A 25,189-nucleotide genomic window follows, 5' to 3' on the forward strand; every position below is an offset into this window, starting at 1 on the left:
ACAGCCGGGCCTCAACCCTTAGAGGTCTTCACTGATGCGTATTGTTTCCGTTGCCTGTTTCGCCGCTCTGGCTTTCGCCGCTCTGCCTGCTCACGCTGCCGAGGTCGCCTCGATCCAGGCCAAATGTCAGGAGCAGATGGCTGCCAATCAGGACGGTCTGGCTCAGCTCAAGCAGTTGGCAGCACTGGCTAGCAACGACAAGGCCAATGAAAACCTGGCTGCGCTCGATGGTGGCTTTGAGCGTCTCAGCGCCGAGGCCGATGCTTCCACTCAGGCTGCCGCACCTGACCAGCTGAATGCCACCAAGGATGCACTCAAGGGCCTGAGTTCGATGTTCGGCAAATAAGCCCTCAGGCACGAAAAAGCCCCACCAGATCGCTCTGGCGGGGCTTTTTCATTTTCAGGGGCTTTCTTACAGGCCGGCAGCGGCGCGCAGGTCGGCGGCCTTGTCGGTGCGCTCCCAGGTGAAGGTGGTGAAGCTGTCTTCGCCGACGGTCTTGGACTGCGGGGTGCGGCCGAAGTGGCCGTAGGCAGCGGTGTCCTGGTACATCGGGTGCAGCAGGTCGAGCATCTTGGTGATGGCGTACGGGCGCAGGTCGAACACGTCACGCACCAGTTTGATGATCTTGTCTTCGGCGATCTTGTGGGTGCCGAAGGTATTGATCGAGATGGAGGTCGGCTGGGCCACGCCGATGGCGTAGGACACCTGGATCTCGCAGCGCTCGGCCAGGCCGGCGGCGACAATGTTCTTGGCCACGTAGCGGCCGGCGTAGGCGGCGCTGCGGTCGACCTTGGATGGGTCCTTGCCGGAGAAGGCGCCGCCGCCGTGACGGGCCATGCCGCCGTAGGAGTCGACGATGATCTTGCGTCCGGTCAGGCCACAGTCGCCCACTGGGCCGCCGATCACGAAGTTGCCGGTCGGGTTGATGTGGAACTGGGTGTCCTTGTGCAGCAGTTCGGCCGGCAGGGCGTGCTTGATGATCAACTCCATCACGCCTTCGCGCAGGTCGGCCAGCGAGACGTCCGGGCTGTGCTGGGTGGACAGCACCACGGCGTCGATGCCGACCACTTTGCCGTTCTCGTACTGGCAGGTGACCTGGGACTTGGCGTCCGGGCGCAGCCAGGTCAGCAGACCGGACTTGCGGGCTTCGGCCTGGCGCTCGACCAGGGCGTGGGAGAAGCGGATTGGTGCCGGCATCAGCACGTCGGTTTCGTTGCTGGCGTAGCCGAACATCAGGCCCTGGTCGCCGGCACCCTGATCTTCCGGCTTGGCGCGGTCGACGCCCTGGTTGATGTCCGGGGACTGCTTGCCGATGATGTTGAGCACGCCGCAGGTGGCGCCGTCGAAGCCGACATCGCTGCTGGTGTAGCCGATGTCGCAGATCACGTCACGGACGATCTGCTCCAGATCGACCCAGGCGCTGGTGGTCACTTCGCCGGCGACGATGGCCACACCGGTCTTGACCAGGGTTTCCACGGCCACGCGGGCGTGCTTGTCCTGGGCGATGATGGCGTCGAGCACCGCATCGGAGATCTGGTCGGCGATCTTGTCCGGATGCCCTTCGGACACGGACTCGGAGGTAAACAGGGAATATTCGCTCATCTATCGGTTCCTTTCTTGCCGGAGGCTGAAGGCGCTGTGCGCATCGGGTTTGGCAAAGTGCCGTAATTGAATCTGAAAGCCGTTTTTCAGGCCTATGTAGAGGCTTTCGCCGGGCGTCAGGCCGGCGGCCGTCGCCCAGCGCGCTAGGTCTTCTTGCTCAAAACCGAGCCACAGGTCGCCGCAGGCTTCGCGCGCCCAGCTCTGGTCGTGGCTGCACAGCTCGCTGAGCAGCAGGCTGCCGCCGGAGGCGACCAAGGCGGCCAGCTTGCGAAAGGCTTCGGCCGGCGTGGCGAAGTGGTGCAGCACCATGTTCAGCACCACGCAATCGGCCGTGACTGGCGCGTCCTCTAGCGCATCGGCCAGTTTCAGCTCGACGTTATCCAGGCCCTCGGCGGCGCAGCGTTGGCTGGCCAGTTCGAGCATAGCCGGGCTGTTGTCCAGTGCCGTGACCCGGGCGAAGCGCCGCGCCAGCTCGGGCAGGAAGGCACCATCGCCAGGCCCGATTTCCAGCGCCGTGGCGTCTGGCGCGAAATGCAAGGCGTCGAGCAGGGCCAGCAGGCTGTCGCGGTACTGCGGTAAACCGGCGATCAGATCCTGCTGGGCCTGGAAGCTGGTGGCCATGCGCGCGAAGAAATCGCGGCTGACGGTGGCGCGTTGCAGATGAACGGCGGCAATGCGCGTTTGCACATCGCCAGGCAATGGCAGTTCGTCGATATCGTCCAGCAGGGCGGCGTGCAGGCGGCCATTGGGCAGCGCGCGGCGGTAGAAGATCGCGTTGCCCTCGCGGCGCGTGGCCACCAGGCCGGCCTGGGCCAGCACCTTGAGGTGGTGGCTCATGCCCGACTGGCCAATAGCGAAGATCTGCGCCAGTTCCAGCACGCCGAACGAATCGTTGCTCAGGGTGCGCAGCACGTTCAGGCGCAACGGATCACCGCCGGCCTTGCACAGGGCGGCGAGCTCGTCGCAGGGGTCGAAATCCAACTGGGGTGCGCGCAGGGTCATGGGGGCGCAGTCTAGTCGGTCATTTTTCATACAGCAATACCAATATCAAAAAGTTTTGATATTGGTATTGGGGCTAGCCTGGCGCCTGGCTCAGTTGCAGAAAAGCGGCGGGAGCCGGGCTCAGGCTGGTACCGAGCCGCCACAGCACATGCAGTTCACGCTCGATCTGCAGGTCCTGTACTGCCAAACGCTGCAGTTCGCCGCTGGCCAGTTCACGTTCGACCACCCGCTGCGACAGCCAGGCGATGCCTTGGCCGTCGGCGAGCAGGCGTTTGAGCGCTTCGGTGCTGCCGATGGCCATGCCGGCCTGTGGCTCCAATCCGTTATCGCGATAGGCCTGCTCGATACTGGCGCGAGCTCCGGATCCGGGTTCGCGCATGTACAGCGGGTACGCCTGCAGGTCGCGGGCCTCAAGGCGCTCGGCCCTGGCCAGCGGGTGCAGCGGCGATGCCACCGGAAGCAGGGCATCGCGCGCCAGCAGGCGATGCGCGTAGTCGGCCTGGGCGAACGAGCCTTCGACGAAGCCCAGGCTGATGCGGCCTTCGTCCAGTTGTCGGGTCACGACATCGGTGTTGCTGACTTCCAGGCTGACGAATATCTGCGGATGCAGAGTGCGAAAACGGGTGAGCAGGGGCGGCAGCAGGTAGGCGCCGAGCGTGGCGCTGGCGCCCAGATGCAGCTCGCCCTGCTCCAGTTGGGCGAAGTCACGCAGGTCGCGTTCGGCGGCGCGCTCCAGGGCGAAGATGCGCCGCGCATAGTCGTGCAGACGCAGACCACCTTCGGTCAGTTGCACGCCGCGTGGCTGGCGATCGAACAGGCGCAGGTCGAGGCTGGCTTCGAGGTCGCGAATCTCCCGCGTTACGGCAGGCTGGCTGATGTGCAGGCGCTCGGCGCCGGCGCTGATGCTGCCGGCTTCTGCCACGGCCAGAAAGACCTTGAGATGGTGCAGGTTCATGGTTGATGCATAAATGAAAGGTATGTATCGAATGCTGAATATGTATTTTTCATATGGCAAGCCAATTCTTACCCTTGCGCCATCACTCATGTCACGGGACCACCCGACTCATGCCGCGCCCCTTCAGCCGTTTACCCGAGCCCCTGGCTTTCATTCGCCATTTCACTCCCAGCTGGTTCGCCGTGACCATGGGCACCGGTGTGCTGGCGTTGGTGATCGCTCATCTACCCTGGCCTTTGCCGGGATTGCCGATGCTTGCCGAGGGGCTGTGGTTTGTCGCAGTCGGTCTGTTCGCGCTGTTCAGCCTGCTGTTTCTGCTGCGCCTGGCGCTGTTTCGCGAAACCATCTGGCCGATGTTGCTGCATCCGGTGCAGTCCATGTTCCTTGGCGCCATTCCCATGGGCCTGGCGGTGCTGATCAAGGGCTTGCTGTTATTCGGTGTGCCGCGCTGGGGCGAAGGGATTTACGCGCTGGCCCATGCGCTGTGGTGGCTGGATGCGGCGCTGGCGCTGCTCGGCGCCTTGTTTGTGCCTTATCTGATGTTCACCCGCCAGCATCATGCGCTGGAGAAACTCACCGCGGTCTGGCTGCTACCTATCGTCGCACCGGAGGTCGCCGCCAGCACGGCAGGGGCGCTGGCGCCGCATCTGGCGGCCGAGGCGGCGCAACAGTTGCTGGTCGCCGGTTTCGTGCTCTGGGGATTGTCGCTGTCGCTGGCGTTCTCGCTGATCACTCTGGTGTTGCTGCGCCTGGCCCTGCACAAATTGCCGGATACCGATTTCGCCGCCACCAGCTGGCTGCCGCTGGGGCCGCTGGCTACCGGCTGTCTGGGCTTGCTCAGCATGGGCCAGGCGGCACCGCTGGCTTTTGCCGGTACGCCGCTGGTCAGCGCCGCCGAGCTGGCGCGGGATCTCGGCCTGATCGGCGGCCTGGCCTTGTGGGGCGCTGGGCTGTGGTGGCTGGTGATCGCCACACTGTTCACCCGCCACTACATCCGCGACAACATGCCGTTCAACCTCGGCTGGTGGGGTTTTACCTTTCCGCTGGGGGTATTCGCCCTGGCCACCTTCGAGCTGCAGGCCGTGACCGGTTTGAGCCTGTTCACCTTCATCGGTCTGCTGCTGGCGGTGCAACTGGCGGCGGTCTGGACGCTGGTGTTCAGTCGCACGCTCGCCGGCGTCTGGCATGGCGAGTTGTTTCAGGCACCGTGTCTGGGCGGACCGGGCAGCCCGGCGGTGAGCGTTCTGAGCGAGCAGGCGGGCTGATTTGGTCTCTACGACCATCTGTCATTGCCCCATGGGGGCCGGCTGGGCGAAAATAGGCGTCTTTTTTCGCCCCCTTCATTCAGAAGCAGCCCCCGTAGGAGATTCAGCGATGCCCAGCCGTCGTGAGCGAGCCAATGCCATTCGTGCCCTGAGCATGGATGCCGTGCAGAAAGCCAACAGCGGCCACCCCGGTGCCCCCATGGGTATGGCGGACATCGCCGAAGTGCTGTGGCGCGACTACCTCAAGCACAACCCGAGCAACCCGAACTTCGCCGATCGTGACCGCTTCGTGCTGTCCAACGGTCATGGCTCGATGCTGATCTATTCGCTGCTGCACCTGACTGGTTACGACCTCGGCATCGAAGACCTCAAGCAGTTCCGCCAGCTGCACAGCCGTACCCCGGGCCACCCGGAATACGGTTACACCCCGGGTGTCGAGACCACCACCGGCCCGCTCGGCCAGGGCATCGCCAACGCCGTCGGCTTCGCCATCGCCGAGAAGGTGCTGGGCGCGCAGTTCAACCGTGAAGGCCACAACATCGTCGACCACAACACCTATGTGTTCCTCGGCGACGGCTGCATGATGGAAGGCATTTCCCACGAAGTCTGCTCGCTGGCCGGCACCCTGGGCCTGGGCAAACTGATCGCTTTCTACGACGACAACGGCATCTCCATCGACGGTGAAGTCGAGGGCTGGTTCACCGACGACACGCCGAAGCGCTTCGAAGCCTACGGCTGGCAGGTGATTCGCAACGTCGACGGCCACGACGCCGAAGAGATCAAGATGGCCATCGAGACCGCGCGCAAGAGCGTGGAACAGCCGACCCTGATCTGCTGCAAGACCACCATCGGTTTTGGTTCGCCGAACAAGCAGGGCAAGGAAGAGTGCCACGGTGCGCCGCTGGGCAACGACGAAATCGCCCTGACCCGTGCCGCGCTGGGCTGGAACCATGGCCCGTTCGAAATCCCGGCCGAGATCTACGCCGAGTGGGACGCCAAGGCCGCCGGTGCTGCCGCCGAAGCCGCCTGGAACGACAAGTTCGCCGCTTACGCCGCTGCCCATCCCGAGCTGGCTGCCGAGTTCAAGCGCCGTATCGCCGGTGAACTGCCGGCCGATTTCGCCGAGAAGGCCGCTGCCTACATCAAGGATGTCGCCGAGAAGGGCGAGACCATCGCCAGCCGCAAGGCCAGCCAGAACGCGCTGAATGCCTTCGGCCCGCTGCTGCCGGAGTTCCTTGGTGGTTCGGCCGACCTGGCCGGCTCCAACCTGACCCTGTGGAAGGGCTGCAAGGGCGTCTCCGCTGAAGACGCGTCCGGCAACTACATGTTCTACGGCGTGCGCGAGTTCGGCATGAGCGCGATCATGAACGGTATCGCCCTGCACGGCGGTTTCGTGCCGTACGGCGCGACCTTCCTGATCTTCATGGAATACGCGCGCAACGCCGTGCGCATGTCCGCGCTGATGAAGAAGCGCGTGCTGTACGTGTTCACCCACGACTCCATCGGCCTCGGCGAAGACGGCCCGACCCACCAGCCGATCGAGCAGCTGGCCAGCCTGCGTGGCACGCCGAACCTCGACACCTGGCGCCCGGCCGATGCCGTGGAGTCCGCCGTGGCCTGGAAGTACGCCATCGAGCGCGCCGACGGTCCGAGCGCCCTGGTGTTCAGCCGTCAGAACCTGCCGCACCAGCCGCGTGATGCCCAGCAGCTGGCTGACATCGCGCGCGGTGGCTACGTGCTCAAGGACAGCGTCGGCGAGCCGGAGCTGATCCTGATCGCCACCGGTTCGGAAGTCGGTCTGGCCGTGGCCGCGTACGACAAACTGACCGCCGCCGGACATAAAGTTCGCGTGGTATCGATGCCGTCCACCAGCGTGTTCGACGCTCAGGACGCCGGCTACAAGCAGGACGTGCTGCCGCTGCAGGTCGGTGCGCGCATCGCCATCGAGGCCTCGCACGCCGACTACTGGTACAAGTACGTGGGCCTGGAAGGTCGCATCATCGGCATGACCAGCTTCGGCGAGTCGGCCCCGGCGCCGGCCCTGTTCGAGCACTTCGGCTTCACCGTCGACAACATCGTCGCCACTGCCGAAGAACTGCTGGACGCCTGAGTTGAGAACGACGCTGTAGCGGTGGATCGGGGCGCGTAACTGGCGCCCTGTTCATCCACCGTTACAGCGCCCGGTGGATCGATGAAGCGCGATCCACCCTAGGTTCATACGAGACCTCTTATGTCCAATCGCCCCTATCGTGTCGCCCTCAACGGTTATGGCCGCATCGGCCGTTGCGTGCTGCGCGCGCTGCACGAGCGTGGCAATTCAGCGAGCCTGGAAATCGTCGCGCTGAACGACCTGGCCGATCAGGCCAGCATCGAATATCTGACCCGCTTCGACTCCACCCACGGGCGCTTTCCCGGCGAGGTGAAGGTCGATGGCGACTGCCTGCACATCAACGGCGACTGCGTGAAGGTGCTGCGCCAGAGCGAGCCTGAGGCCATTGACTGGGCAGCGCTGGACATCGATCTGCTGCTCGAGTGCTCCGGGCAGTACGTCACCCGTGCCGAGGCGCAACGCTTCATCGAAGCCGGTGCGCCGCGCGTGCTGCTGTCGCAGCCGATGGCCAGCGAGGCGGATATCGACGCCACCGTGGTTTACGGGGTCAATCAGCAGTGCCTGAGCGGTGCCGAGCGTCTGGTGTCGAATGCGTCCTGTACCACCAACTGCGGCGTTCCGCTGTTGAAACTTCTCGATGAGGTGGTGGGGCTGGAGTACGTCTCCATTACCACCATCCATTCGGCGATGAACGACCAACCAGTGATCGATGCCTATCACCACGAAGACCTGCGCCGTACGCGCTCGGCCTTCCAGTCGGTGATCCCGGTGTCCACTGGTCTGGCGCGGGGTATCGAGCGTCTGCTGCCGGAACTGGCCGGGCGTATCCAGGCCAAGGCCATCCGCGTGCCGACGGTCAACGTCTCGTGCCTGGACATCACCCTGCAGACTGCGCGCGACACCTCCGCAGAAGAGATCAACCGCGTGTTGCGTCAGGCGGCGGAAAGTGGCCCGCTCAAGGGGCTGCTGGCCTACACCGAGCTGCCGCACGCCAGCTGCGACTTCAACCACGACCCGCATTCGGCCATCGTCGATGGCAGCCAGACCCGCGTGTCCGGCCCGCGCCTGGTCAACCTGCTGGCCTGGTTCGACAACGAGTGGGGGTTTGCCAATCGTATGCTCGATGTCGCCGAACATTTTCTCGCTGTATCCACTTCCCCTGTACAACCAGCCTTTGTGAAGGACTGATCCATGACCGTTCTGAAGATGACCGACCTCGACCTCGCTGGTAAGCGCGTGTTGATCCGCGAAGACCTCAACGTCCCGGTGAAGGGCGGTGTGGTCAAGAGCGACGCGCGTATCCTCGCCTCCTTGCCGACCATCAAGCTGGCGCTGGAGAAGGGCGCTGCCGTGCTGGTCTGCTCGCACCTGGGCCGCCCGGAAGAGGGCATCTACAGCGAGGAAGACAGCCTGGCGCCGGTCGCCGCCTACCTGAGCAAGGCGCTCGGCCGCGACGTGCCGCTGGTCAAGGACTATCTCGGTGGTGTCGAGGTCAAGGCCGGCGAGCTGGTGCTGCTGGAGAACGTGCGCTTCAACAAGGGCGAGAAGAAGAACACTGACGAACTGGCCCAGCAGTACGCTGCCCTGTGCGACGTGTTCGTGATGGACGCCTTCGGTACCGCTCACCGCGCCCAGGGTTCGACCCATGGCGTGGCCAAGTTCGCCCAGGTCGCCTGCGCCGGCCCGCTGCTGGCTGCCGAGCTGGATGCGCTGGGCAAGGCCCTGGACAAGCCGGCGCGGCCGATGCTGGCCATCGTCGCCGGCTCCAAGGTGTCGACCAAGCTCGACGTGCTCAACTCCCTGGCCGATATCTGCGACTCGCTGATCGTCGGCGGCGGCATCGCCAACACCTTCCTCGCTGCTGCCGGCCTGCCGGTGGGCAAATCGCTGTACGAGGCTGATCTGGTCGACACCGCCAAGGCCATCGCGGCCAAGGTCAGCGTACCGCTGCCGGTTGACGTGGTGGTGGCCAAGGAATTCGCCGAATCGGCCTCCGCCACCGTCAAGGCGGTCAAGGACGTGGCTGAAGACGACATGATCCTCGACATCGGCCCGCAGACTGCGGCGATGTTTGCCGAGATGCTCAAGGCTTCGCAGACCATCCTGTGGAACGGCCCGGTCGGCGTGTTCGAGTTCGACCAGTTCGGCAACGGCACCAAGGCCCTGGCCTTGGCCATCGCTGAAAGCCCGGCGTTCTCCATTGCTGGCGGTGGCGACACCCTGGCGGCCATCGACAAATACGGCGTGGCCGAGAAGATTTCCTACATTTCCACTGGCGGCGGCGCTTTCCTCGAGTTCGTCGAAGGCAAGGTGCTGCCGGCCGTGCAAGCGCTGGAGCAACGCGCGCAATAAACACCGGCTAGGGTGAGGGAGAGTCCTTCACCCGCCGCGGATTAAACCCTGACGTGAACGGGTGGTCTGTAGAAAACCGGATCATCGTACAAGGAGTCATGTCATGGACAAGTTAGCCGCATTGAGCGTGATTGGTATGTTGCTGGCCGGTTGTGCCGGCGCAGGAAGGGAGGCGGCCTGCGAGGTATTCAGCCCGGCGCAGATCGAAACCCCGACCACTCAGGATGATCAGCGTGTCGAGCAAAGCAGTGGTCAACCCACTGGCGCGGCACCGGAACAGCGTTGCTGACGAGGAGAGGCAATGAGCGGAATCAGACTGGCGGGGCTTGCTGTCGCCGCCACGTTGTTGGCGGCCTGCAGCAGCCAGCCGGCGGCGCCGGAGCAATGGAATCGCTGGGTATGCGACAGCCAGACCGAAGTGCTGTGGCGCTTCGCCAACGGCAGCGTCGACCAGGTGGATGTGCGCCTGGGCGGTGACGACATCGTCTATCGTCTGACTCAGGAGCCGGCAGGATCTGGCGCGCTGTACAGTGACGGGCGTCTGTCCTTCCACACCAAGGGTGAGGAAGGCCTGGTCTACTGGACGGCGACCGATGACCTGATAGGCCGCGGCTGCAAGGCCCCGTAACATCCTCGGCGACGCCGAGACAAGAGCTGTGGGCATGCCCGAGCTTCAGGAAACTTGAACAACGCCTGCCCCTGCGGCAGGCTTGCACGATTAACGACCTCCAAACCGGGAGACAGAAACACCATGGCACTTATCAGCATGCGCCAGATGCTCGACCACGCCGCCGAATTCGGCTACGGCGTGCCGGCCTTCAACGTCAACAACCTCGAGCAGATGCGCGCCATCATGGAAGCCGCCGACAAGACCGATTCGCCGGTCATCGTCCAGGCCTCCGCTGGTGCCCGCAAGTACGCCGGTGCGCCTTTCCTGCGCCACCTGATCCTGGCTGCCATCGAAGAATTCCCGCACATCCCGGTGTGCATGCACCAGGACCACGGCACCAGCCCTGACGTGTGCCAGCGCTCCATCCAGCTGGGCTTTTCCTCGGTGATGATGGACGGCTCGCTCAAGGAAGACGGCAAGACCCCGGCCGACTACGACTACAACGTCCGCGTAACCCAGCAGACCGTGGCCTTCGCCCACGCCTGCGGCGTGTCCGTGGAAGGCGAGCTGGGTTGCCTGGGTAGCCTGGAAACCGGTATGGCCGGTGAAGAAGACGGCGTCGGCGCCGAGGGCGTGCTGGATCACAGCCAACTGCTGACCGACCCGGAGGAAGCCGCTGACTTCGTCAAGCGCACCCAGGTCGATGCCCTGGCGATTGCCATCGGCACCAGCCACGGCGCCTACAAGTTCACCAAGCCGCCGACCGGCGACGTGCTGTCGATCGAGCGTATCAAGGAAATCCACAAGCGCATCCCCAACACCCACCTGGTGATGCACGGTTCTTCCTCCGTGCCGCAGGAATGGCTGAAGGTGATCAACGAGTTCGGCGGTGACATCAAGGAAACCTACGGTGTGCCGGTCGAGGAAATCGTCGAAGGCATCAAGCACGGCGTGCGCAAGGTCAACATCGACACCGACCTGCGTCTGGCCTCCACCGGTGCCATCCGCCGCATGATGGCCGAGCACCCGAGCGAGTTCGACCCGCGCAAGTTCTTCGCCAAGACCATCGTCGCCATGCGTGACATCTGCATCGCTCGCTACGAAGCCTTCGGCACTGCCGGTAACGCCTCCAAGATCAAACCGATCTCCCTGGAAGGTATGTACCAGCGCTATGCCAGCGGCGAGCTGAACGCCAAGGTCAACTGATCCGGCGCGGGCCAACGCCCGCCTGGACCAGCCGAAAGCCGCGACTGCGCAAGCGTCGCGGCTTTTTCATGCCTGGCGTTTGCGGCTCAGGGCGCTGTGCTGAGCAACGCGCGATGCTCGATGCTCAGCTGGTCGAAGCGCGCAGCGCCGGCTTCGGTCTCGTAGCCGGTGTTGTCCTGGGTGTAGACGCCGGCCTTGAAGTACAGCGGTTTGGCCGCCCAGGAGGAGTCCAGGCGGGTGCTCCAGTTGGTCCTGTCGAGCTGGATCGCCAGGGTGCCGTCGGGCTTCAGGTTGATCGCATAGCTGAACGCCTGATTGAGCACGATGCCACTGGCCACGGTTACTGTCTGAATCTCGGCATTCGGCGTCATGCGTACCTTGGCGACAATGTTGCCGCTGGCGGTCTTGGTCTTGTACTGGTACTCCAGCTTGAGCAGCGGCAGCGAGCTCTTGTAGGCATGGATCTGGCCGATGACGATCTTGCCGGTCGACGGCACCTGGCTGACGCTCAGCGCGGCGCGCAGGAAATGGTCGGCGCCGGGGTAGGTCCAGTTGCGCAGGCTGCCGTCGGCGTAGGTCTCGCGCAGTTCGCTGCGCGGATAGCTGGCACTTTCGGTGGTGGTGCCGTTGACCGGTGACCAGAAGAAGATGGCGCCATCTTTGGACTGGAAATAGTGATCCTGATAACCACCGGCCAGAACGCGGGTCTCGATGGTGGTCGCGGGGACGCCGACTGGAATGCTGAGGTTCCACATGGCGAGTTCGATCATGTTCAAAGCTCCTGAAAAACGGAAACTTCAGTCGGGGGCACATCTCATCCAGGAGTCAGTAACGGTTTACTTGGCGTTCCAGCGTGTGACACGCGAGCTAGAAGGGTGGCAGGGCTGCCTGTCACGAGCAGCGAGTGCGCTCGTGGCGCGCTTTATAACGGCAGTCGGGGCGAAAGCGTGACGACCGTATGTCGTTTTATTGGCGCCAATATAAAGTCGTTATCATTGGGCTTTCGATCCCCGCCGTTTTCGATCGCCCCAGGTTTGCCGCAGGTAAAACCCTGTAAAACACCTGGGGCATAACGGTGGGTGGGGTGCGCCATAATTCGCGCACTGTCGTTCCGGGAAACTGCCCCCCATGTCCAGCAAGCCACGTCTGTTGCTCGCTTTCCTCCTCGCCGTGTTGCTGGCCTCGCTGCTTGCCTCGATCTTCCAGACCCAGACCAACCTCGCCGCCTTGCAGGCGCTCGGTGCACCGATGCCGCTGGATGTGCGCGTTGGCACCACCTGCCTCGATCTGCTCGGTTTCGCGCCGACCTTCGCCCTGCTCAGTGCGCTGGGCTTTCTGTTCGCCCTGCCGCTGGCTGCCTGGTTGGCGCGGCGCATGCCGTCGCTACGGTGGCTGATCTTCGTGCTGGCGGGCGCGGCAGCGATCTGGACGGCGCTGGCGCTGGCCAATGCGCTGGCACCGATGCCGACGCTGATCGCCGCCGACCGCAGCCCGTTCGGCACGCTCGGGCTGATGGCCTGCGGCAGCGTCGGTGCGCTGCTGTTCGGTCTGCTCGGTCGGCGGGTGCGCTACCGGGCGCAGCCAACTTCTTCCGATTCTCTGTGACAAGGCGTTGCCCATGTTGAGAAGCACCCGCGCGTTGATGCTCTGCGCCCTGTTCGTCAGTACGCCGCTGCTGGCCCTGGATTACCGCATCGAAACCTTCAGCGAAGGGCTGGAGAATCCCTGGGCCGTGGCCTTCCTGCCGGACGGACGCATGCTGGTCACCGAGCGTGTCGGGCGACTGCGCATCATCGAAGCCGACGGCAGTGTCGATCCCGAGCCGTTGGCGGGCCTGCCCGAGGTCTTCATCGCTGCCCAGGCCGGGCTGATGGAAGTGGCGCTGGACCCGGACTACAGCGACAACCGCTGGCTTTACCTGACCTACGCGCACGGCTCGCTGGAGGCCAACAACACGCGTCTGGCGCGTGCCCGCCTGGTGGATGACGAACTGCACGACTTCGAAGTGCTGTTCACCGCCCAGCCGCTCAAGGCCGGTGCCGCGCATTACGGTGGGCGCATCGCCTTTCTCGCCGACAAGACCCTGGTGCTGACCCTGGGCGACGGTTTCGACTGGCGTGAAGAGGCGCAGAACCCGGCCAACCACCTGGGCAAGATCGTGCGTCTGAACCGTGACGGCAGCGTACCGCAGGACAACCCGCTGATCGGCCAGGACGGCGCGGCGCCGGAGATCTACAGCCTCGGCCACCGCAACGTGCAGGGCATCTTCTTCGATGCCGAGCACAATCGCCTGTACAGCCATGAGCACGGCCCACGCGGGGGTGACGAGCTCAACCTGATCGAGGCCGGCAACAACTATGGCTGGCCGCTGGCGACCTTCGGTATCGATTACACCGGTGCGCGCGTCAGCCCCTACACCGAGCTGCCGGGGCTGACCGCGCCACTGCTGCACTGGACACCCTCGATAGCGCCGTCGAGCCTGACCCTGTATCGCGGCAAGTTGTTCCCCGAGTGGCAGGACGACCTGTTCGCGGCCACCCTGGCCGAGCGCAGCGTACGCCGCATCCGTGTGCGCGACGGCATGCTGGCCGGTGAGGAAATCCTCTTCGAAGAGCTGGGCGAGCGGATTCGCGATGTGCGCAGCGGGCCGGATGGTGCGCTCTATCTGCTCACCGATAACCCAGAGGGGCGTCTGCTGCGTGTGGTGCCCAGCGAGTAATGCCGCATCCGTTACACTGGCGGTCCTGATGAATGTGGGATCGTAGCGTTGAAGTATCTACAGGGTTATCCGGTCGCCTTGCAGCAGCAGGTTCGTCAGCTGATCGCCGATGATCGGCTCGGTGACTACCTGGCGCAGCGCTATCCGGGCCGGCATGAAGTGCAGAGCGACAAGGCGCTGTATGGCTACGTGATGGCGCTCAAGCAGGAACACCTGAAGAACGCGCCGGCTATCGACAAGGTGCTCTACGACAATCGACTCGACCTCACCCACCGCGCGCTGGGCCTGCATACGGCGGTATCGCGGGTGCAGGGCGGCAAGCTCAAGGCGAAGAAGGAAATTCGCGTTGCCTCGCTGTTTCGCGACGCCGCGCCGGCCTTCTTGCAGATGATCGTGGTGCACGAACTGGCACACCTGAAAGAGAGCGAGCACAACAAGGCCTTCTACAAGCTGTGCGACCACATGTTGCCGGGCTATGCGCAGATCGAATTCGACCTGCGCATGTACCTGACCTGGCGCGAGATGAGTTCGTAGGGTGCGCCGCGCGCACCGATGCCTCGGCGATAGGGAAAAACGGTGCGCACGGCGCACCCTACGCGTCCGACCCGGTATTTGATGCCAGGCGCGGTATCAGCCGTGCAGGCGCAGGTTGAGCTGATCGACTACTTCTGCCCAGTCGGCGTCTTCAAGAATTTCTTCGCGCAGCAGCGCGGCCTGCGCCGGCGTCCAGAACGGAGCCTCGGACAGTTTGCAGGCATCTGGCAGTGGTGAATGGGTGCTGATGAAGGCGTTGATGCTGGCGGCATCGTCAGGCAGGCCGAGCTGCTTGAACAGGGCTGGCAGGCTGTGGACTGGATTTTCCATGGTATTGGCTCTCGCTAGGCATGGTGTTCATCGCTAATTACCAACCCTAGCTCAGATAGTTCCGCTTACATGACTGCCAGCACCTCGAAAACCTGCTGCCGACTCCCTACTGGCAGGCTTATCTCGTCGCCGGGCCTCTTGCCGAGCAGCAATTTCCCTAGCGGTGCGGTATTGCCGAGCACCTGGATGGTCTGGTCGGCCAGTCGCAGTTTCATGCTGGCGCCTGGTGGGCCAAGGAACAGCCATTGTTCGTGGCCATCCTCGGTCGCAAGCTGAACCAGCGCGCCGAGCTCGATACCCTGCTCGATATCGAAGGGGCGCGGGCGCAATTGGCGCCAGGTGATCAGGGTCTGGCGCAGTTCTTCGACGCGGCGCGCCTGACCGCTGGCCAGGTAGGCGGCCTCCAGGCCCAGGGTGTCGTACTTGTTCTCGGCGACGTTCTCTTCGTGGGTGGCCGCTTCGTGGGCGCTGAGGGCGGCGAGGCTGGCCTGTTCGAGGTCGGTCTGCAGATGGTTGAGTACGTCTTGCAGCAGCAGATTCTTGTCCATGGTGTGCTATCGGGTTCGAGTTGATGAAGAGACGACGGCCTGACGCTGATCGGGTAGGGCTTCCAAGGCGGCCTTGTGTAGGAGCCCCGCCCCGGGGCGAAGCTTGCAAGTGCGTGTTGCCCTGATTCGCGGCGGGGCGCCGCTCCTACGCATTCGCTGCGTTGATAGTTAACTGACGGGCACTAGGCTGCGGCCCCTGTTCAAAGGTATTGGGTGGCCAGTTGCACGTGGTTGCGACCTTCGGCCTTGGCCCGGTACATGGCGGCATCAGCCAGGCGAATCAGCATGGTGGCATCGTCGGCGCCGCGGCTCAGGGCGATGCCGATGCTGGCGCCGACGCGCACGGCACGATCTTCCAGGTACATCGGCGTATCCAGCCCTTCCAGCAGACGTTTGGCCAGGTCGTGCGCATCTTCGGCCGATTGCACGCTCTCGCAGATCACCACGAACTCGTCACCGCCGAGGCGCGTAGGCAGATCGGTATCGCGCACGTATTGCCGCAGGCGCTGCGCCACTTCGGCCAGTACCAGGTCGCCGTAGCCGTGGCCGTGCTGGTCGTTGATCGGCTTGAAACCGTCCAGGTCGATCAGCATCACGGCGAGCAGTTCGTTGCGGCGTTGGCTGCGCGCCAGTGCCTGCTCCAGGTGTTGCTGCAGGGCGGTGCGGTTGGGCAGGCCGGTCAGTGGGTCCTGCAGGGCCAGCTCACTGAGGCGCTGATTGGCCTGTTCCAGGGCCTGGGTGCGTTCGGTGACGCGCTTGGCGAGGATCTGCTCGTTGAGCTGTAGCGCGGCTTCGCGTTGGCGCTTGAGCTCGTTGAAGCGTGCCGCCAGGGCGAAGGACAGCAGGATCATCTCCAGCCCCGAGCCGATCTGCATGGCGTACAGGGTAATGAAGTTCGACGGAATCAGGGCGAAGTTGCGTAGCGCCAGCAGCACCGCGCCGGTCAGCAGCATCAGCCAGGCCAGGGCGAACAGGCGAGCACCGGGCACTCGGTAGCCAATGCAGACGAAGCTGGTGACCAGCAGCGTCAGGGTGGCGATCAGGCCGGTCAGCGACATCAGCTGCAGCGCGCGCTGCAGTGGCAGCAGCACACTGGCCAAGACGGCCGCACCGATGGCGATGGACAGCATCAGCAGGCCCTTGTCCCAGCGTGGCAGCCACTGGCGGGTGTCAAGAAAGCTGCGCGCAAAAACCACCGACAGCAGCGCCGCCGTCGTCAGGCTGACCGGCAGCATGCGGTTGCTCCAGGGCGCCGCTTCGGACCACAGATACTGCGCGCCAAGACCATTGAGCGACAGCACGCTGAGGGCGAAGGCGAACATGAACAGCACGTAATTGAGGAAAGGCCGCTCGCGTAGGGCGAGAAACAGCAGCAGGTTGTACAGCCCCAAGGCGATCAGCACTCCGAAGTAGATGGCATGCGCCAGGTAGCCGTTCTGGCTGTGCTGCTCGAAATCGCGCGAAGACATCAGTGCGCCGCTGAGGGTCATGCTGCCGCGCGAGTCGGCGCGCAGGTACAGCGTGCGCTGCTCGCCGGGTTGCAGCGCGATCTCGAATACCGGGTTGCGATGGCCGACGCTGCGCTGCGCGTAGGGCACGGTGTCGCCGCTGCGCGACTCGCGCACGCCATCGGCGCCGATGTCGTATAGACGCACCTCGTCCAGCGAGGCGTAATTCAGTTCCAGGCGCCAGACGCGTGTTTGCTGGGCATCCGATTGCAGCGCCAGGCGCAGCCAGATCACCCCCGGCACATAGCCGAAGCTGAGGTCACGGCGGTTCAACGAGGGCTGGAAAGGGGCATCGACAGCGCGAACGTCGTCCAGGCTCAGGGCGCTCTGGGGATCGGCGAGAAAGTCGACCAGGCCGTAGAGATCCTGTGCTGCGCTGCTGTCACCCAGGCGCGTGCTGGCGAGGGTAATCTGGCTGGCCAAAAGCAGACTGCACACCAGCAGCAGACCCGGCAACGAGACCAGGTAGGCGAGGGTGGTGTGTCGGTTGGCTGGCATAGGCAAGGCCTGGGAGCTAGGCGTCGTCAGATAGTGGCAGAAAGCCCCATGAGCCTGCTAGTGGCGATCCTTCTGCAGATGCGCGGCCAAGGTGCGCAGCGGCGCCAGCTGGCGGCAGATCAGCGCCAGTTGCGTCTGCACCAGACGTTGGCGTTCGTCGACGTCGTCGGCAATCTGCTCCAGGCTTTGCGCCAGTGCCTGTTCTTCATCGCTATGGATGGCCAGCGGCTGCTCGCCGCGCAGGCCGGTGGCGATTTCATCGAGGCTGCTCGCCAGCGCTTCGGCCTGTTCCAGCAATTGTGCCTGGGCCGCCTGCGGCAATTGCTCGCCACGATGGGCGCCAAGCCCGGAGAGATAGCTGAGCAAGGTGTGTGACAGCACCAGAAAGCGAAAGCCAAGGTCGGCGTCCTTACGGAAGTGGCCAGGCTCCATCAGCATGTTGCCGAGGGTGGTGGACAGAGCCGCGTCGGCGTTGTGCGCGTTGCGTCGGGCCAGGCGGTAGCCGAGGTCGTCACGCTTGCCGTGTGCGTACTGGGCGATGATCTGCCGCAGGTAGGCGCTGTTGCAGCTCAGTGTGTTCGCCAACATGCGCCCCAGGCGCCGACCCTGCCAGTCCGGCAGGATCAGGAACACCGCCAGCCCGGCCAGCATGCCGCCGAGCAGGGTGTCGACCAGGCGCGGCAGGAACAGGCCATAGCCATCGCCGATCTGGTTGAAGCAGAACAGCACCAGCAGGGTGATCGCCGCCGTGGCCAGGGTGTAGCGCGTGCTGCGTGTGGCGAAGAAGGCGACGCCAGCGACCACGGCGAACAGGGCCTGGATGCGTGGGTCGGGGAACAGGTCGATCAATGCCCAGCCTAACCCCAAGCCGATCAGGGTACCGACGATGCGCTGCACCAGCTTGAGACGCGTGGCGCCGTAGTTCGGCTGACAGACGAACAGGGTGGTCAGCAGAATCCAGTAGCCCTGGGTCGGATGAATCAGGTGCAGCAGGCCGTAACCGGCGGCCAGAGCAATGGACAGGCGCAGCGCGTGGCGAAACAGCAGCGAGGTGGGGGTCAGTTGCTGGCCGATGCGCTCGATGACCTCGCGCAACGAATGCGGTTCGCGATCCAGCAGGCTGCTGTCCTGCTCATCGGCCAGGGCGTCGGGGTTGCTGGCGCTGCCGAGCAGCAGGTCGAGGCTGGCGAGGTTGCCGGCCAGGGCGCCGAGCGAGCGCAGCAGGCGGCGCCAGGCCGGGTTGTTTTGCAGGTGCAGGTGGTCGAGCGAGGCATGCAGGTCTTCCAGGGCCTGGCTGCACAGCTCGCGGTATTCGAACGGCTGGCGCAACTCGATGGCGCTGCCCAGGCGCTGGCAGGCTTCGCCGTGCAGGCGCAGCAAGCGCTGGCAGCGAAACAGCACATCGCTGTGGAAGAAGGCTTCGGCCAGTTCGTTGTAAGGGTAGTGCGACGAGCTGGCGCGTTCGTGAATGTCCTGGGCGAGGAAGTACAGCTTCAGGTAGCGATTGACCTTCGGCGCCGGTCGACCGCCACCGACCCGGTGCAGGATGATCTCCTTGGCCGCGTTGAGTGCGGAGACGACGCGGCCATTCTGCTGGGCCAACTGCAGGCGGCGTTGCTCCACATCCAGCTGGCGCACGGGTTCGAACAGCGCCGCCTTGAGCTTGAGGTACTTGCCCAGTTCGCGAAACAGCCGGGCCAGGGCGAGCTGTACCGGCTGATGGGCGAACAGCGCGTGCCAGATCACCGATAGCAGGCCGTACCAGGCGGCTCCAGCCACCAGCAGCAGCGGCTCCAGCCACAGGCCGGCGACGCCGCCGCGCTGCTCGACGCCGATCATGCTGTACACGGCGAGGATCAGGGTGCCGGAACCCAGGGTGGCGAAGCGTTCACCGAGTGCGCCGAGCATGGTCAGACAAAAGGCGGAAAAGGCCAGGGCGATGACGAACAACCAGGGATAAGGGAAGAGGAATTCCACCGCATAGGCCGCCGCGCTGAAGCAGGCCAGGGTGACCAGCACTGCGCCGAGGCGGCCTTGCCAGCTGTCGTCGGTCTCGGTCAGGGCGCTGGCGATGATGCCGAGAAACAGTGGGATCAGCCCATGCATCCAGCCCTGCCACCCGCATAGCGCCAGGGCTCCGGCCAGGGCGATGAATACCCGCAGGCTGGCGCTGAACTTGTCCAGCGCCCAGAGGCGGCGCAGTGATTGACGGAGGCGAGGGCGGGGCATAGGGAGTCTGGTCGGAAACGATCTGAGCAGCCTACCGGAACTGGTTGGCCGTTGGGTATCTGTCTGCCGGCAATCTGTTTGGCCTGGCGCCTTTTGCGATTTCGTCGTCCGTCTCGCGGAAAAGTCCGCTCCTGCAGCGAGCAACTGCTGGCGCACCCGTACATCCCCTGTAGCACATCCGCCAGCCCTGTCGCGGGACCCGCTGGAGCATGGACTATGCTCAATAAAGGCCCTCCGCCACCTGTCCGGTATCACTGGGGGCCTGGGAGTCGAACGTGTTGCCTGGCTGGTTGCGTCTGTGTCTGTGTGCTCTGATCCTCTGCGGTTCGGTGGGGGCGAGTGCGGCGCCGGGCGCGGTGGTGCGCTTGCAGGTGGATGGGGTGATCGGCCCGGCCAGTGCCGACTACCTGGTACGCGGTCTGGCCAAGGCGGTGGACGAGGGTGCGCAACTGGTGCTGATCGAGATCGACACGCCAGGCGGCCTGGATAGCTCCATGCGCGCCATTATCAAGGCGATCCTTGCCAGCCCGATCCCGGTGGCCAGTTTCGTCGCCCCAGGCGGTGCGCGGGCGGCCAGCGCCGGCACCTACATTCTCTATGCCAGCCATGTCGCTGCCATGGCGCCGGGTACCAACCTCGGCGCCGCCACGCCGGTGGCCATCGGTATGCCGGGCTCGCCGAGCAAACCAGAGGGGGCTGACAAGGGCGAGACGGACAAGCCCGCGCAAGGCGAAAAGGGCTCGGCCGATGCCATGACCGCCAAGCAGGTCAACGATGCGGCCGCCTACATTCGTGGTCTGGCGAATATGCGCGGGCGCAATGCCGAGTGGGCTGAGCAGGCAGTGCGCGAGGCGGTCAGCCTGTCCGCCGAAGAGGCGCTGGAGCAGAAGGTGATCGACTATCTGGCCAAGGACCTGAGCGACTTGCTGCGCCAGTTGGACGGCAAGACCCTGCAAGCTGCAGGCGTCGAAGTCACCCTGGCTACCGCCGGTGCGCCCTTGATCAGCCATGCGCCGGACTGGCGCACTCGCCTGCTGGCGGTGATCACCAACCCCAGCGTGGCGCTGATTCTGATGATGATCGGCGTCTACGGCCTGTTCTTCGAGTTCTCCAACCCGGGCAGCGGCATCGGCGGCGTGCTCGGTGGCATCAGTCTGATCCTCGCCCTCTACGCCCTGCAGTTGCTGCCGGTGAACTACGCCGGGGTGGCGCTGATCCTGCTCGGCATCGCCTTCATCACCGTCGAGGTCTTCCTGCCCAGCTTCGGCGTGCTCGGCATCGGCGGCGTGGTGGCGTTCGTCTTCGGCGCGCTGATCCTGATCGACACCGATGTGCCGGGCTTCGGCATCCCGCTGGCGCTGATCGTCACCCTGGCGCTGACCAGCGCGGGGCTGATCCTGGCCATCCTCGGCATGGCGTTGAAGGCCAGGCGGCGCCAGCAGGTGGCCGGCGACAGCGGCCTGGTCGGCAGCCTGGTGGCGGTCGCCGCGGTGCAGGCCGAGGATCCTTGCAGCGGCTGGGTGGCGCTGCAGGGCGAACGCTGGCAGGTGCAGGGCAGCGAGCCGCTGCGGCCCGGGCAGCGGGTGCGGGTGACGGCACGCCAGGGCGTGCAACTGCAGGTCAGCGCGGTGGATGAACCGCCGCCCCAAGGAGGTCACTGATGGGTTTCGAACTGAGTTTTCTCTCGCTGACGATCATCGTCCTGGCCCTGCTCGCCTCGGCCTTTCGCATCCTGCGCGAGTACGAGCGCGGCGTGGTGTTCCAGCTCGGCCGCTTCTGGCGGGTCAAGGGCCCGGGGCTGATCCTGGTGGTGCCCGGCTTGCAGCAGATGGTGCGGGTGGACCTGCGCACCATAGTGCTGGACGTGCCGACCCAGGACGTGATCTCCCGCGACAACGTCTCGGTCAAGGTCAACGCGGTGGTCTACTTCCGCGTGCTCGACGCGCAGAAGGCGATCATCCAGGTCGAGGATTACCACGTCGCCACCAGCCAGCTGGCGCAGACCACCCTGCGCGCGGTGCTCGGCAAGCACGAGCTGGACGAGATGCTCGCCGAGCGCGAGCGGCTCAACCTCGACATCCAGCAGGTGCTCGACGCGCAGACCGACGCCTGGGGCATCAAGGTGGCCAACGTCGAGATCAAGCACGTCGACCTCGACGAGTCGATGATCCGCGCCATCGCCAAGCAGGCCGAGGCCGAGCGCGAGCGGCGGGCCAAGGTGATCCACGCCGAGGGCGAGCTGCAGGCCTCGGAAAAGCTCATGCAGGCCGCCGAGATGCTCGGCCGCCAGTCCGGCGCCATGCAGCTGCGCTATATGCAGACGCTGAGCAATATCGCCAGTGACAAGAGCTCGACCATCGTCTTTCCGCTGCCGGTGGAGTTGTTGCGCGGCATCGTCGATCTGAAGGAGCCCAAGGCTTGAATTTAGAACTGATCGGTTCTAAATTTAGCGCATGACGACACGTGGACGCCCCAAGAGCTTCTGCCCGGACCGGGCCCTGGAAAACGCCATGCAGCTGTTCTGGCAACGCGGTTATGAAGCCGCGTCGCTGCAGGACCTGCAGGCGGCCACCGGGTTGTCCAAGAGCAGCCTGTATCAAACCTACCCGAGCAAGCAGGCCTGGTTCGTCGCTGCCTTCAGCCGCTACGTAGCGCAGCGCCGAGCCTTGTTGCTGGAGCAGCTTGACGCCAGTGCCTCGCCGCTCGCTTTCATCCGCGAGCGCCTGCTCAGTGTGCTCGAAGATGATGGCCCTGACGGCGTGCCGCGTGGCTGCATGCTGGTCAACGTGGCCAATGAATTCTCCTTGTCGGAGCCGGCGCTGGTGCCGGTTCTGCGACAGGCCACCGCGGGTATCTGCCAGGTCTTCGAACAGGCGCTCGAACGCGCCGTGGCCTGCGGGGAGTTGAGCAACGGCAGGGACCTCGCGGCTCGCGCCAGTTATCTGCAATGTGTGATGAGCGGGCTGCGCACCCAGGTGAAATCCGCAGTGCCTGCGGATTCGATCCGCGCCACCGTTACAGTGGTGATGACCAGCCTGGACTGCACCTGAGCAATCCGGCGCTGGTCTTTGTTCGCTTGATTCTGGACTGATCGGTTTTTAATGGGGGTGATATGCGGGAATTGTTCGAGTTATGCGGCGCCGATCCTGAGCTGGTGTTCTCGCCTTACTGCTGGCGCGTACGTCTGGCGCTGGCGCACAAGGGACTGGACTGGCAGAGCCGGCCGACACGTTTCACTGACAAGGATTTGATCGCTTTTTCCGGACAGAAACTGGTGCCGGTGCTGATCGACGAAGGTGAAACGGTGCATGACAGTCTGGCGATCTTCGCCCACCTCGATCAGCGTTATCCACAACGTCCCTTGCTCGGTGGCGCGCTGGCTGCCGAGCGCGCCCGCCTGGTCGAGCGCCTGAGCTTTCATATGGTGCGTGTGCCGCTGTTGAAGTTGCTGATTCCGCGGGTCTGGCAGGTGATCGACCCGGCCGACCGCGAGTATTTCCGCAGTAGCCGGGAGAAGGCGCTGGGCATGAGCCTGGAGGCGTTCGCCGATCCGCAGGGCGGTGAGCGGTTGTTCCGTGAAGGCGTGGCGCCGCTGGAAATGTGGCTGCGTGATCAGCCCTTCCTCGAAGGCCATGCCCCTGGCGGTTGTGACTACCTGCTGGCTGGCATGTTGTTCTGGGCCTGGTGCCTGGGCGCGCAACCCTGGGCCGAGGATTCGGCGCTGGGCGCCTGGTTCGCGCGCATCCTGCAGACGTATGAAGCGACTCACGGCCCGGTCAAGCGGGCCGCGATCCACGTGGAGGAAAACCAATGATCGACCTGTACTACTGGACCACGCCCAACGGCCACAAGGTCAGCATCTTTCTCGAGGAGGCCGGGCTCGACTACCGCATCGTTCCGGTGCATATCGGCAAGGGCGAGCAGTTCGCGCCGGAGTTTCTCAAGATCGCACCGAACAACCGCATTCCGGCCATCGTCGATCATGCGCCGGCCGATGGCGGTGAGCCCATCGCCCTGTTCGAGTCCGGGGCGATTCTCGAGTACCTGGCCGACAAGAGCGGGCAGTTCCTGCCGCGCGAGACACGCGCGCGTTTCACCGTGCTGCAGTGGCTGTACTGGCAGATGGGCGGCGTTGGCCCGATGGCAGGGCAGAACCATCACTTCGTGCGCTACGCGCCGGAGCCGATTCCGTATGCCATCGACCGCTACGTGAAGGAAACCGCGCGCCTCTACGGCGTGCTGGACCACCAGCTGGCCGAGCGCGACTACGTGGCGGGCGATTATTCCATCGCCGACATGGCCATCTACCCCTGGGCCAAACTGTGGAAGATGCAGCAGCAGAAACTGGAGGACTTCCCCAACATGGCTGCCTGGCTCGAACGCATCGATGCACGCCCTGCGGTGCAGCGTGCCTACGCGCTGGTAGAACAGGTGAACGCCGATCCGCAGGCCTTGCTCACCGCAGAGGCGCGGCGCCTGCTGTTCGGGCAGTGACGGACGGACGAAATTTCTCGTGGAATTTCCTGTGAGCTGGCTCACGCTTTCCTAGACTTCAGACTGTTGGCCCGCAATGGTTGGAGATGGTTATGCGAATCGGCGTACCCAAGGAAATCAAGAACCACGAGTACCGAGTCGGCCTCACGCCACAGTCGGTGGCCGAGCTGACGGCGCTCGGCCATGAGGTCTGGATCGAGACCCATGCCGGTGCCGCTGTCGGTTTCGCCGACGAGGATTACCTCGAGGCGGGCGCACAGATCGCCAGCAGTTCGTCCGAGGTGTTCCAGCAGGGGCAGTTGATCGTCAAGGTCAAGGAGCCTCTGGCGGTGGAGCGCGCCAGGTTGCGAGCCCACCACACGCTGTTCACCTACCTGCACCTGGCGCCGGATCGGGCGCAGACCGAAGAGCTGATGGCCGGCGGTGCCACCTGCATCGCCTACGAGACGGTGACCGATGCGCAGGGCCGCCTGCCTTTGTTGGCGCCGATGTCGGAAGTGGCCGGGCGCATGTCGATCCAGGCCGGCGCCGGCTGCCTGGAAAAGGCCCGCGGCGGACGTGGCGTATTGCTGGGTGGCGTACCAGGTGTGGCGCCGGGCAAGGTGGTGATTCTCGGCGGCGGCGTGGTCGGCAGTCATGCCCTGGCCATGGCAGTCGGCCTCGGTGCCGATGTCACGGTGTTGGACAAGAGCGTCGACGCGCTACGCCGGCTCGATGCCCAGTACGGCAATCGCATCACCACGCTCTACTCCACTCGCGCAGCGGTGCGCGAGCAGGTGTTGGCGGCCGATCTGGTGATTGGTGGGGTGCTGATTCCCGGAGCTGCCGCGCCCAAGCTGATCACTGCGGACATGGTGCGGCAGATGAAGGCCGGCGCTGTGTTGGTGGATGTCGCCATCGACCAGGGCGGATGCGCCGAGACTTCCCGCGCCACTACCCATGCCGAGCCAACCTATGTGGTCGATGATGTGGTGCACTATTGCGTGGCCAACATGCCCGGCGCGGTGGCACGCACCTCGACCCTGGCGCTGAACAACGCCACCTTGCCGTTCGTCGTGGCGCTCGCCCAGAAGGGCACACGCCGCGCCTTGCAGGATGACCTGCACCTGCTGAACGGGCTCAACGTGGCCAGGGGCGTGATCACCTGCGGCAGCGTGGCAGAGGCCCACGGCCTGCCCTTTCAATCGGCCGCAGGGGTGCTGGAACATCTGTCATAGCGTGTCGCG

25 protein-coding genes are annotated in these 25,189 nt (G+C 64.6%); 17 read left to right on the forward strand and 8 right to left on the reverse strand.

Features of this window, described 5'->3' with window-relative positions:
- Nucleotides 1–34: 34 nt before the first annotated feature.
- Nucleotides 35–346: a hypothetical protein gene (locus BLS08_RS03210; protein WP_055984475.1), complete on the forward strand. Its 312-nt coding sequence runs from the start codon at nucleotides 35–37 to the stop codon at nucleotides 344–346.
- Between the two features lie 66 nt (nucleotides 347–412).
- Here BLS08_RS03210 and metK read toward each other — a convergent pair whose 3' ends face one another.
- From metK to BLS08_RS03225, 3 genes are all read right to left on the reverse strand, one after another.
- The gene (gene metK, locus BLS08_RS03215) at nucleotides 413–1,603 is read right to left on the reverse strand and encodes a methionine adenosyltransferase (protein ID WP_055984470.1); all 1,191 of its coding nucleotides are present in this window, start codon (nucleotides 1,601–1,603) and stop codon (nucleotides 413–415) included.
- Complete coding sequence (locus BLS08_RS03220; RefSeq protein WP_055984468.1) at nucleotides 1,604–2,605, reverse strand: ArsR/SmtB family transcription factor; 1,002 nt, start codon at nucleotides 2,603–2,605, stop codon at nucleotides 1,604–1,606.
- Between the two features lie 73 nt (nucleotides 2,606–2,678).
- The gene (locus BLS08_RS03225) at nucleotides 2,679–3,560 is read right to left on the reverse strand and encodes a LysR family transcriptional regulator (RefSeq protein ID WP_055984464.1); all 882 of its coding nucleotides are present in this window, start codon (nucleotides 3,558–3,560) and stop codon (nucleotides 2,679–2,681) included.
- 110 nt (nucleotides 3,561–3,670) lie between these two features.
- On the opposite strand from BLS08_RS03225, the gene BLS08_RS03230 reads away from it, so the two are divergent.
- From BLS08_RS03230 to fba, 7 genes are all read left to right on the forward strand, one after another.
- Nucleotides 3,671–4,825: a TDT family transporter gene (locus tag BLS08_RS03230; protein ID WP_055984461.1), complete on the forward strand. Its 1,155-nt coding sequence runs from the start codon at nucleotides 3,671–3,673 to the stop codon at nucleotides 4,823–4,825.
- Between the two features lie 109 nt (nucleotides 4,826–4,934).
- Complete coding sequence (gene tkt, locus BLS08_RS03235; RefSeq protein ID WP_055984458.1) at nucleotides 4,935–6,935, forward strand: transketolase; 2,001 nt, start codon at nucleotides 4,935–4,937, stop codon at nucleotides 6,933–6,935.
- A gap of 120 nt (nucleotides 6,936–7,055) precedes the next feature.
- Nucleotides 7,056–8,123 carry an erythrose-4-phosphate dehydrogenase gene (gene epd, locus BLS08_RS03240; RefSeq protein ID WP_055984455.1) on the forward strand — a complete coding sequence of 356 codons (1,068 nt, stop codon included), beginning with the start codon at nucleotides 7,056–7,058 and terminating at the stop codon, nucleotides 8,121–8,123.
- 3 nt (nucleotides 8,124–8,126) lie between these two features.
- Complete coding sequence (locus BLS08_RS03245; RefSeq protein ID WP_055984452.1) at nucleotides 8,127–9,287, forward strand: phosphoglycerate kinase; 1,161 nt, start codon at nucleotides 8,127–8,129, stop codon at nucleotides 9,285–9,287.
- 103 nt (nucleotides 9,288–9,390) lie between these two features.
- Nucleotides 9,391–9,576 carry a hypothetical protein gene (locus BLS08_RS03250; protein ID WP_055984449.1) on the forward strand — a complete coding sequence of 62 codons (186 nt, stop codon included), beginning with the start codon at nucleotides 9,391–9,393 and terminating at the stop codon, nucleotides 9,574–9,576.
- Between the two features lie 12 nt (nucleotides 9,577–9,588).
- Complete coding sequence (locus BLS08_RS03255; RefSeq protein ID WP_003458860.1) at nucleotides 9,589–9,915, forward strand: MliC family protein; 327 nt, start codon at nucleotides 9,589–9,591, stop codon at nucleotides 9,913–9,915.
- Nucleotides 9,916–10,038: 123 nt separating this feature from the next.
- Nucleotides 10,039–11,103 carry a class II fructose-bisphosphate aldolase gene (fba, locus tag BLS08_RS03260; protein ID WP_055984446.1) on the forward strand — a complete coding sequence of 355 codons (1,065 nt, stop codon included), beginning with the start codon at nucleotides 10,039–10,041 and terminating at the stop codon, nucleotides 11,101–11,103.
- Nucleotides 11,104–11,189: 86 nt separating this feature from the next.
- On the opposite strand, the gene BLS08_RS03265 is transcribed toward fba, so the two are convergent.
- Nucleotides 11,190–11,873: a polysaccharide lyase family 7 protein gene (locus BLS08_RS03265; RefSeq protein ID WP_055984438.1), complete on the reverse strand. Its 684-nt coding sequence runs from the start codon at nucleotides 11,871–11,873 to the stop codon at nucleotides 11,190–11,192.
- A gap of 358 nt (nucleotides 11,874–12,231) precedes the next feature.
- On the opposite strand from BLS08_RS03265, the gene BLS08_RS03270 reads away from it, so the two are divergent.
- From BLS08_RS03270 to BLS08_RS03280, 3 genes are read left to right on the forward strand one after another with little or no spacing between them, the layout of a single operon-like run.
- On the forward strand, nucleotides 12,232–12,708 hold the full coding sequence (locus BLS08_RS03270; protein WP_017678465.1) for a hypothetical protein: 477 nt from the start codon (nucleotides 12,232–12,234) through the stop codon (nucleotides 12,706–12,708).
- Between the two features lie 13 nt (nucleotides 12,709–12,721).
- Complete coding sequence (locus BLS08_RS03275; protein WP_055984435.1) at nucleotides 12,722–13,822, forward strand: PQQ-dependent sugar dehydrogenase; 1,101 nt, start codon at nucleotides 12,722–12,724, stop codon at nucleotides 13,820–13,822.
- Nucleotides 13,823–13,861: 39 nt separating this feature from the next.
- Nucleotides 13,862–14,356 carry a YgjP-like metallopeptidase domain-containing protein gene (locus BLS08_RS03280; protein WP_162237610.1) on the forward strand — a complete coding sequence of 165 codons (495 nt, stop codon included), beginning with the start codon at nucleotides 13,862–13,864 and terminating at the stop codon, nucleotides 14,354–14,356.
- Nucleotides 14,357–14,452: 96 nt separating this feature from the next.
- On the opposite strand, the gene BLS08_RS03285 is transcribed toward BLS08_RS03280, so the two are convergent.
- From BLS08_RS03285 to yccS, 4 genes are all read right to left on the reverse strand, one after another.
- A complete protein-coding gene (locus BLS08_RS03285; RefSeq protein ID WP_003458871.1) occupies nucleotides 14,453–14,686 on the reverse strand; it encodes a DUF2789 domain-containing protein in 234 nt (77 codons plus the stop codon).
- Nucleotides 14,687–14,751: 65 nt separating this feature from the next.
- Nucleotides 14,752–15,234 (reverse strand): GreA/GreB family elongation factor, encoded by a 483-nt coding sequence (locus BLS08_RS03290; protein WP_055984432.1) that lies wholly within the window; start codon nucleotides 15,232–15,234, stop codon nucleotides 14,752–14,754.
- 200 nt (nucleotides 15,235–15,434) lie between these two features.
- Complete coding sequence (locus tag BLS08_RS03295) at nucleotides 15,435–17,240, reverse strand: diguanylate cyclase (protein ID WP_055984429.1); 1,806 nt, start codon at nucleotides 17,238–17,240, stop codon at nucleotides 15,435–15,437.
- A 57-nt stretch (nucleotides 17,241–17,297) separates the two neighbouring features.
- A complete protein-coding gene (gene yccS, locus BLS08_RS03300) occupies nucleotides 17,298–19,469 on the reverse strand; it encodes a YccS family putative transporter (protein WP_055984425.1) in 2,172 nt (723 codons plus the stop codon).
- Between the two features lie 278 nt (nucleotides 19,470–19,747).
- Here yccS and BLS08_RS03305 point away from each other — a divergent pair, with 278 nt between their 5' ends.
- The 6 genes from BLS08_RS03305 (at nucleotide 19,748) to ald (ending at nucleotide 25,180) form a co-directional block, all read left to right on the forward strand.
- Nucleotides 19,748–21,130, forward strand: coding sequence for an NfeD family protein (locus BLS08_RS03305; RefSeq protein ID WP_055984752.1), 1,383 nt, complete (start codon nucleotides 19,748–19,750; stop codon nucleotides 21,128–21,130).
- On the forward strand, nucleotides 21,130–21,891 hold the full coding sequence (locus BLS08_RS03310; RefSeq protein WP_017678472.1) for a slipin family protein: 762 nt from the start codon (nucleotides 21,130–21,132) through the stop codon (nucleotides 21,889–21,891). The genes BLS08_RS03305 and BLS08_RS03310 overlap by 1 nt, the downstream gene beginning before the upstream one ends.
- A gap of 88 nt (nucleotides 21,892–21,979) precedes the next feature.
- The gene (locus tag BLS08_RS03315; RefSeq protein WP_017678473.1) at nucleotides 21,980–22,519 is read left to right on the forward strand and encodes a TetR/AcrR family transcriptional regulator; all 540 of its coding nucleotides are present in this window, start codon (nucleotides 21,980–21,982) and stop codon (nucleotides 22,517–22,519) included.
- A 62-nt stretch (nucleotides 22,520–22,581) separates the two neighbouring features.
- On the forward strand, nucleotides 22,582–23,283 hold the full coding sequence (locus tag BLS08_RS03320; RefSeq protein ID WP_090336034.1) for a glutathione S-transferase family protein: 702 nt from the start codon (nucleotides 22,582–22,584) through the stop codon (nucleotides 23,281–23,283).
- Nucleotides 23,280–23,963, forward strand: a complete 684-nt coding sequence (locus BLS08_RS03325) for a glutathione S-transferase N-terminal domain-containing protein (RefSeq protein ID WP_090336036.1) — start codon at nucleotides 23,280–23,282, stop codon at nucleotides 23,961–23,963. Before BLS08_RS03320 ends, BLS08_RS03325 begins: the two co-directional genes overlap by 4 nt.
- 92 nt (nucleotides 23,964–24,055) lie before the next feature.
- Entirely contained in the window at nucleotides 24,056–25,180 is a 1,125-nt protein-coding gene (ald, locus tag BLS08_RS03330; protein WP_017678476.1) for an alanine dehydrogenase, read from the forward strand.
- Nucleotides 25,181–25,189: the final 9 nt, after the last annotated feature.

This window comes from Ectopseudomonas chengduensis, assembly GCF_900102635.1.
Taxonomy (GTDB): Bacteria; Pseudomonadota; Gammaproteobacteria; order Pseudomonadales; family Pseudomonadaceae; genus Aquipseudomonas; species Aquipseudomonas chengduensis.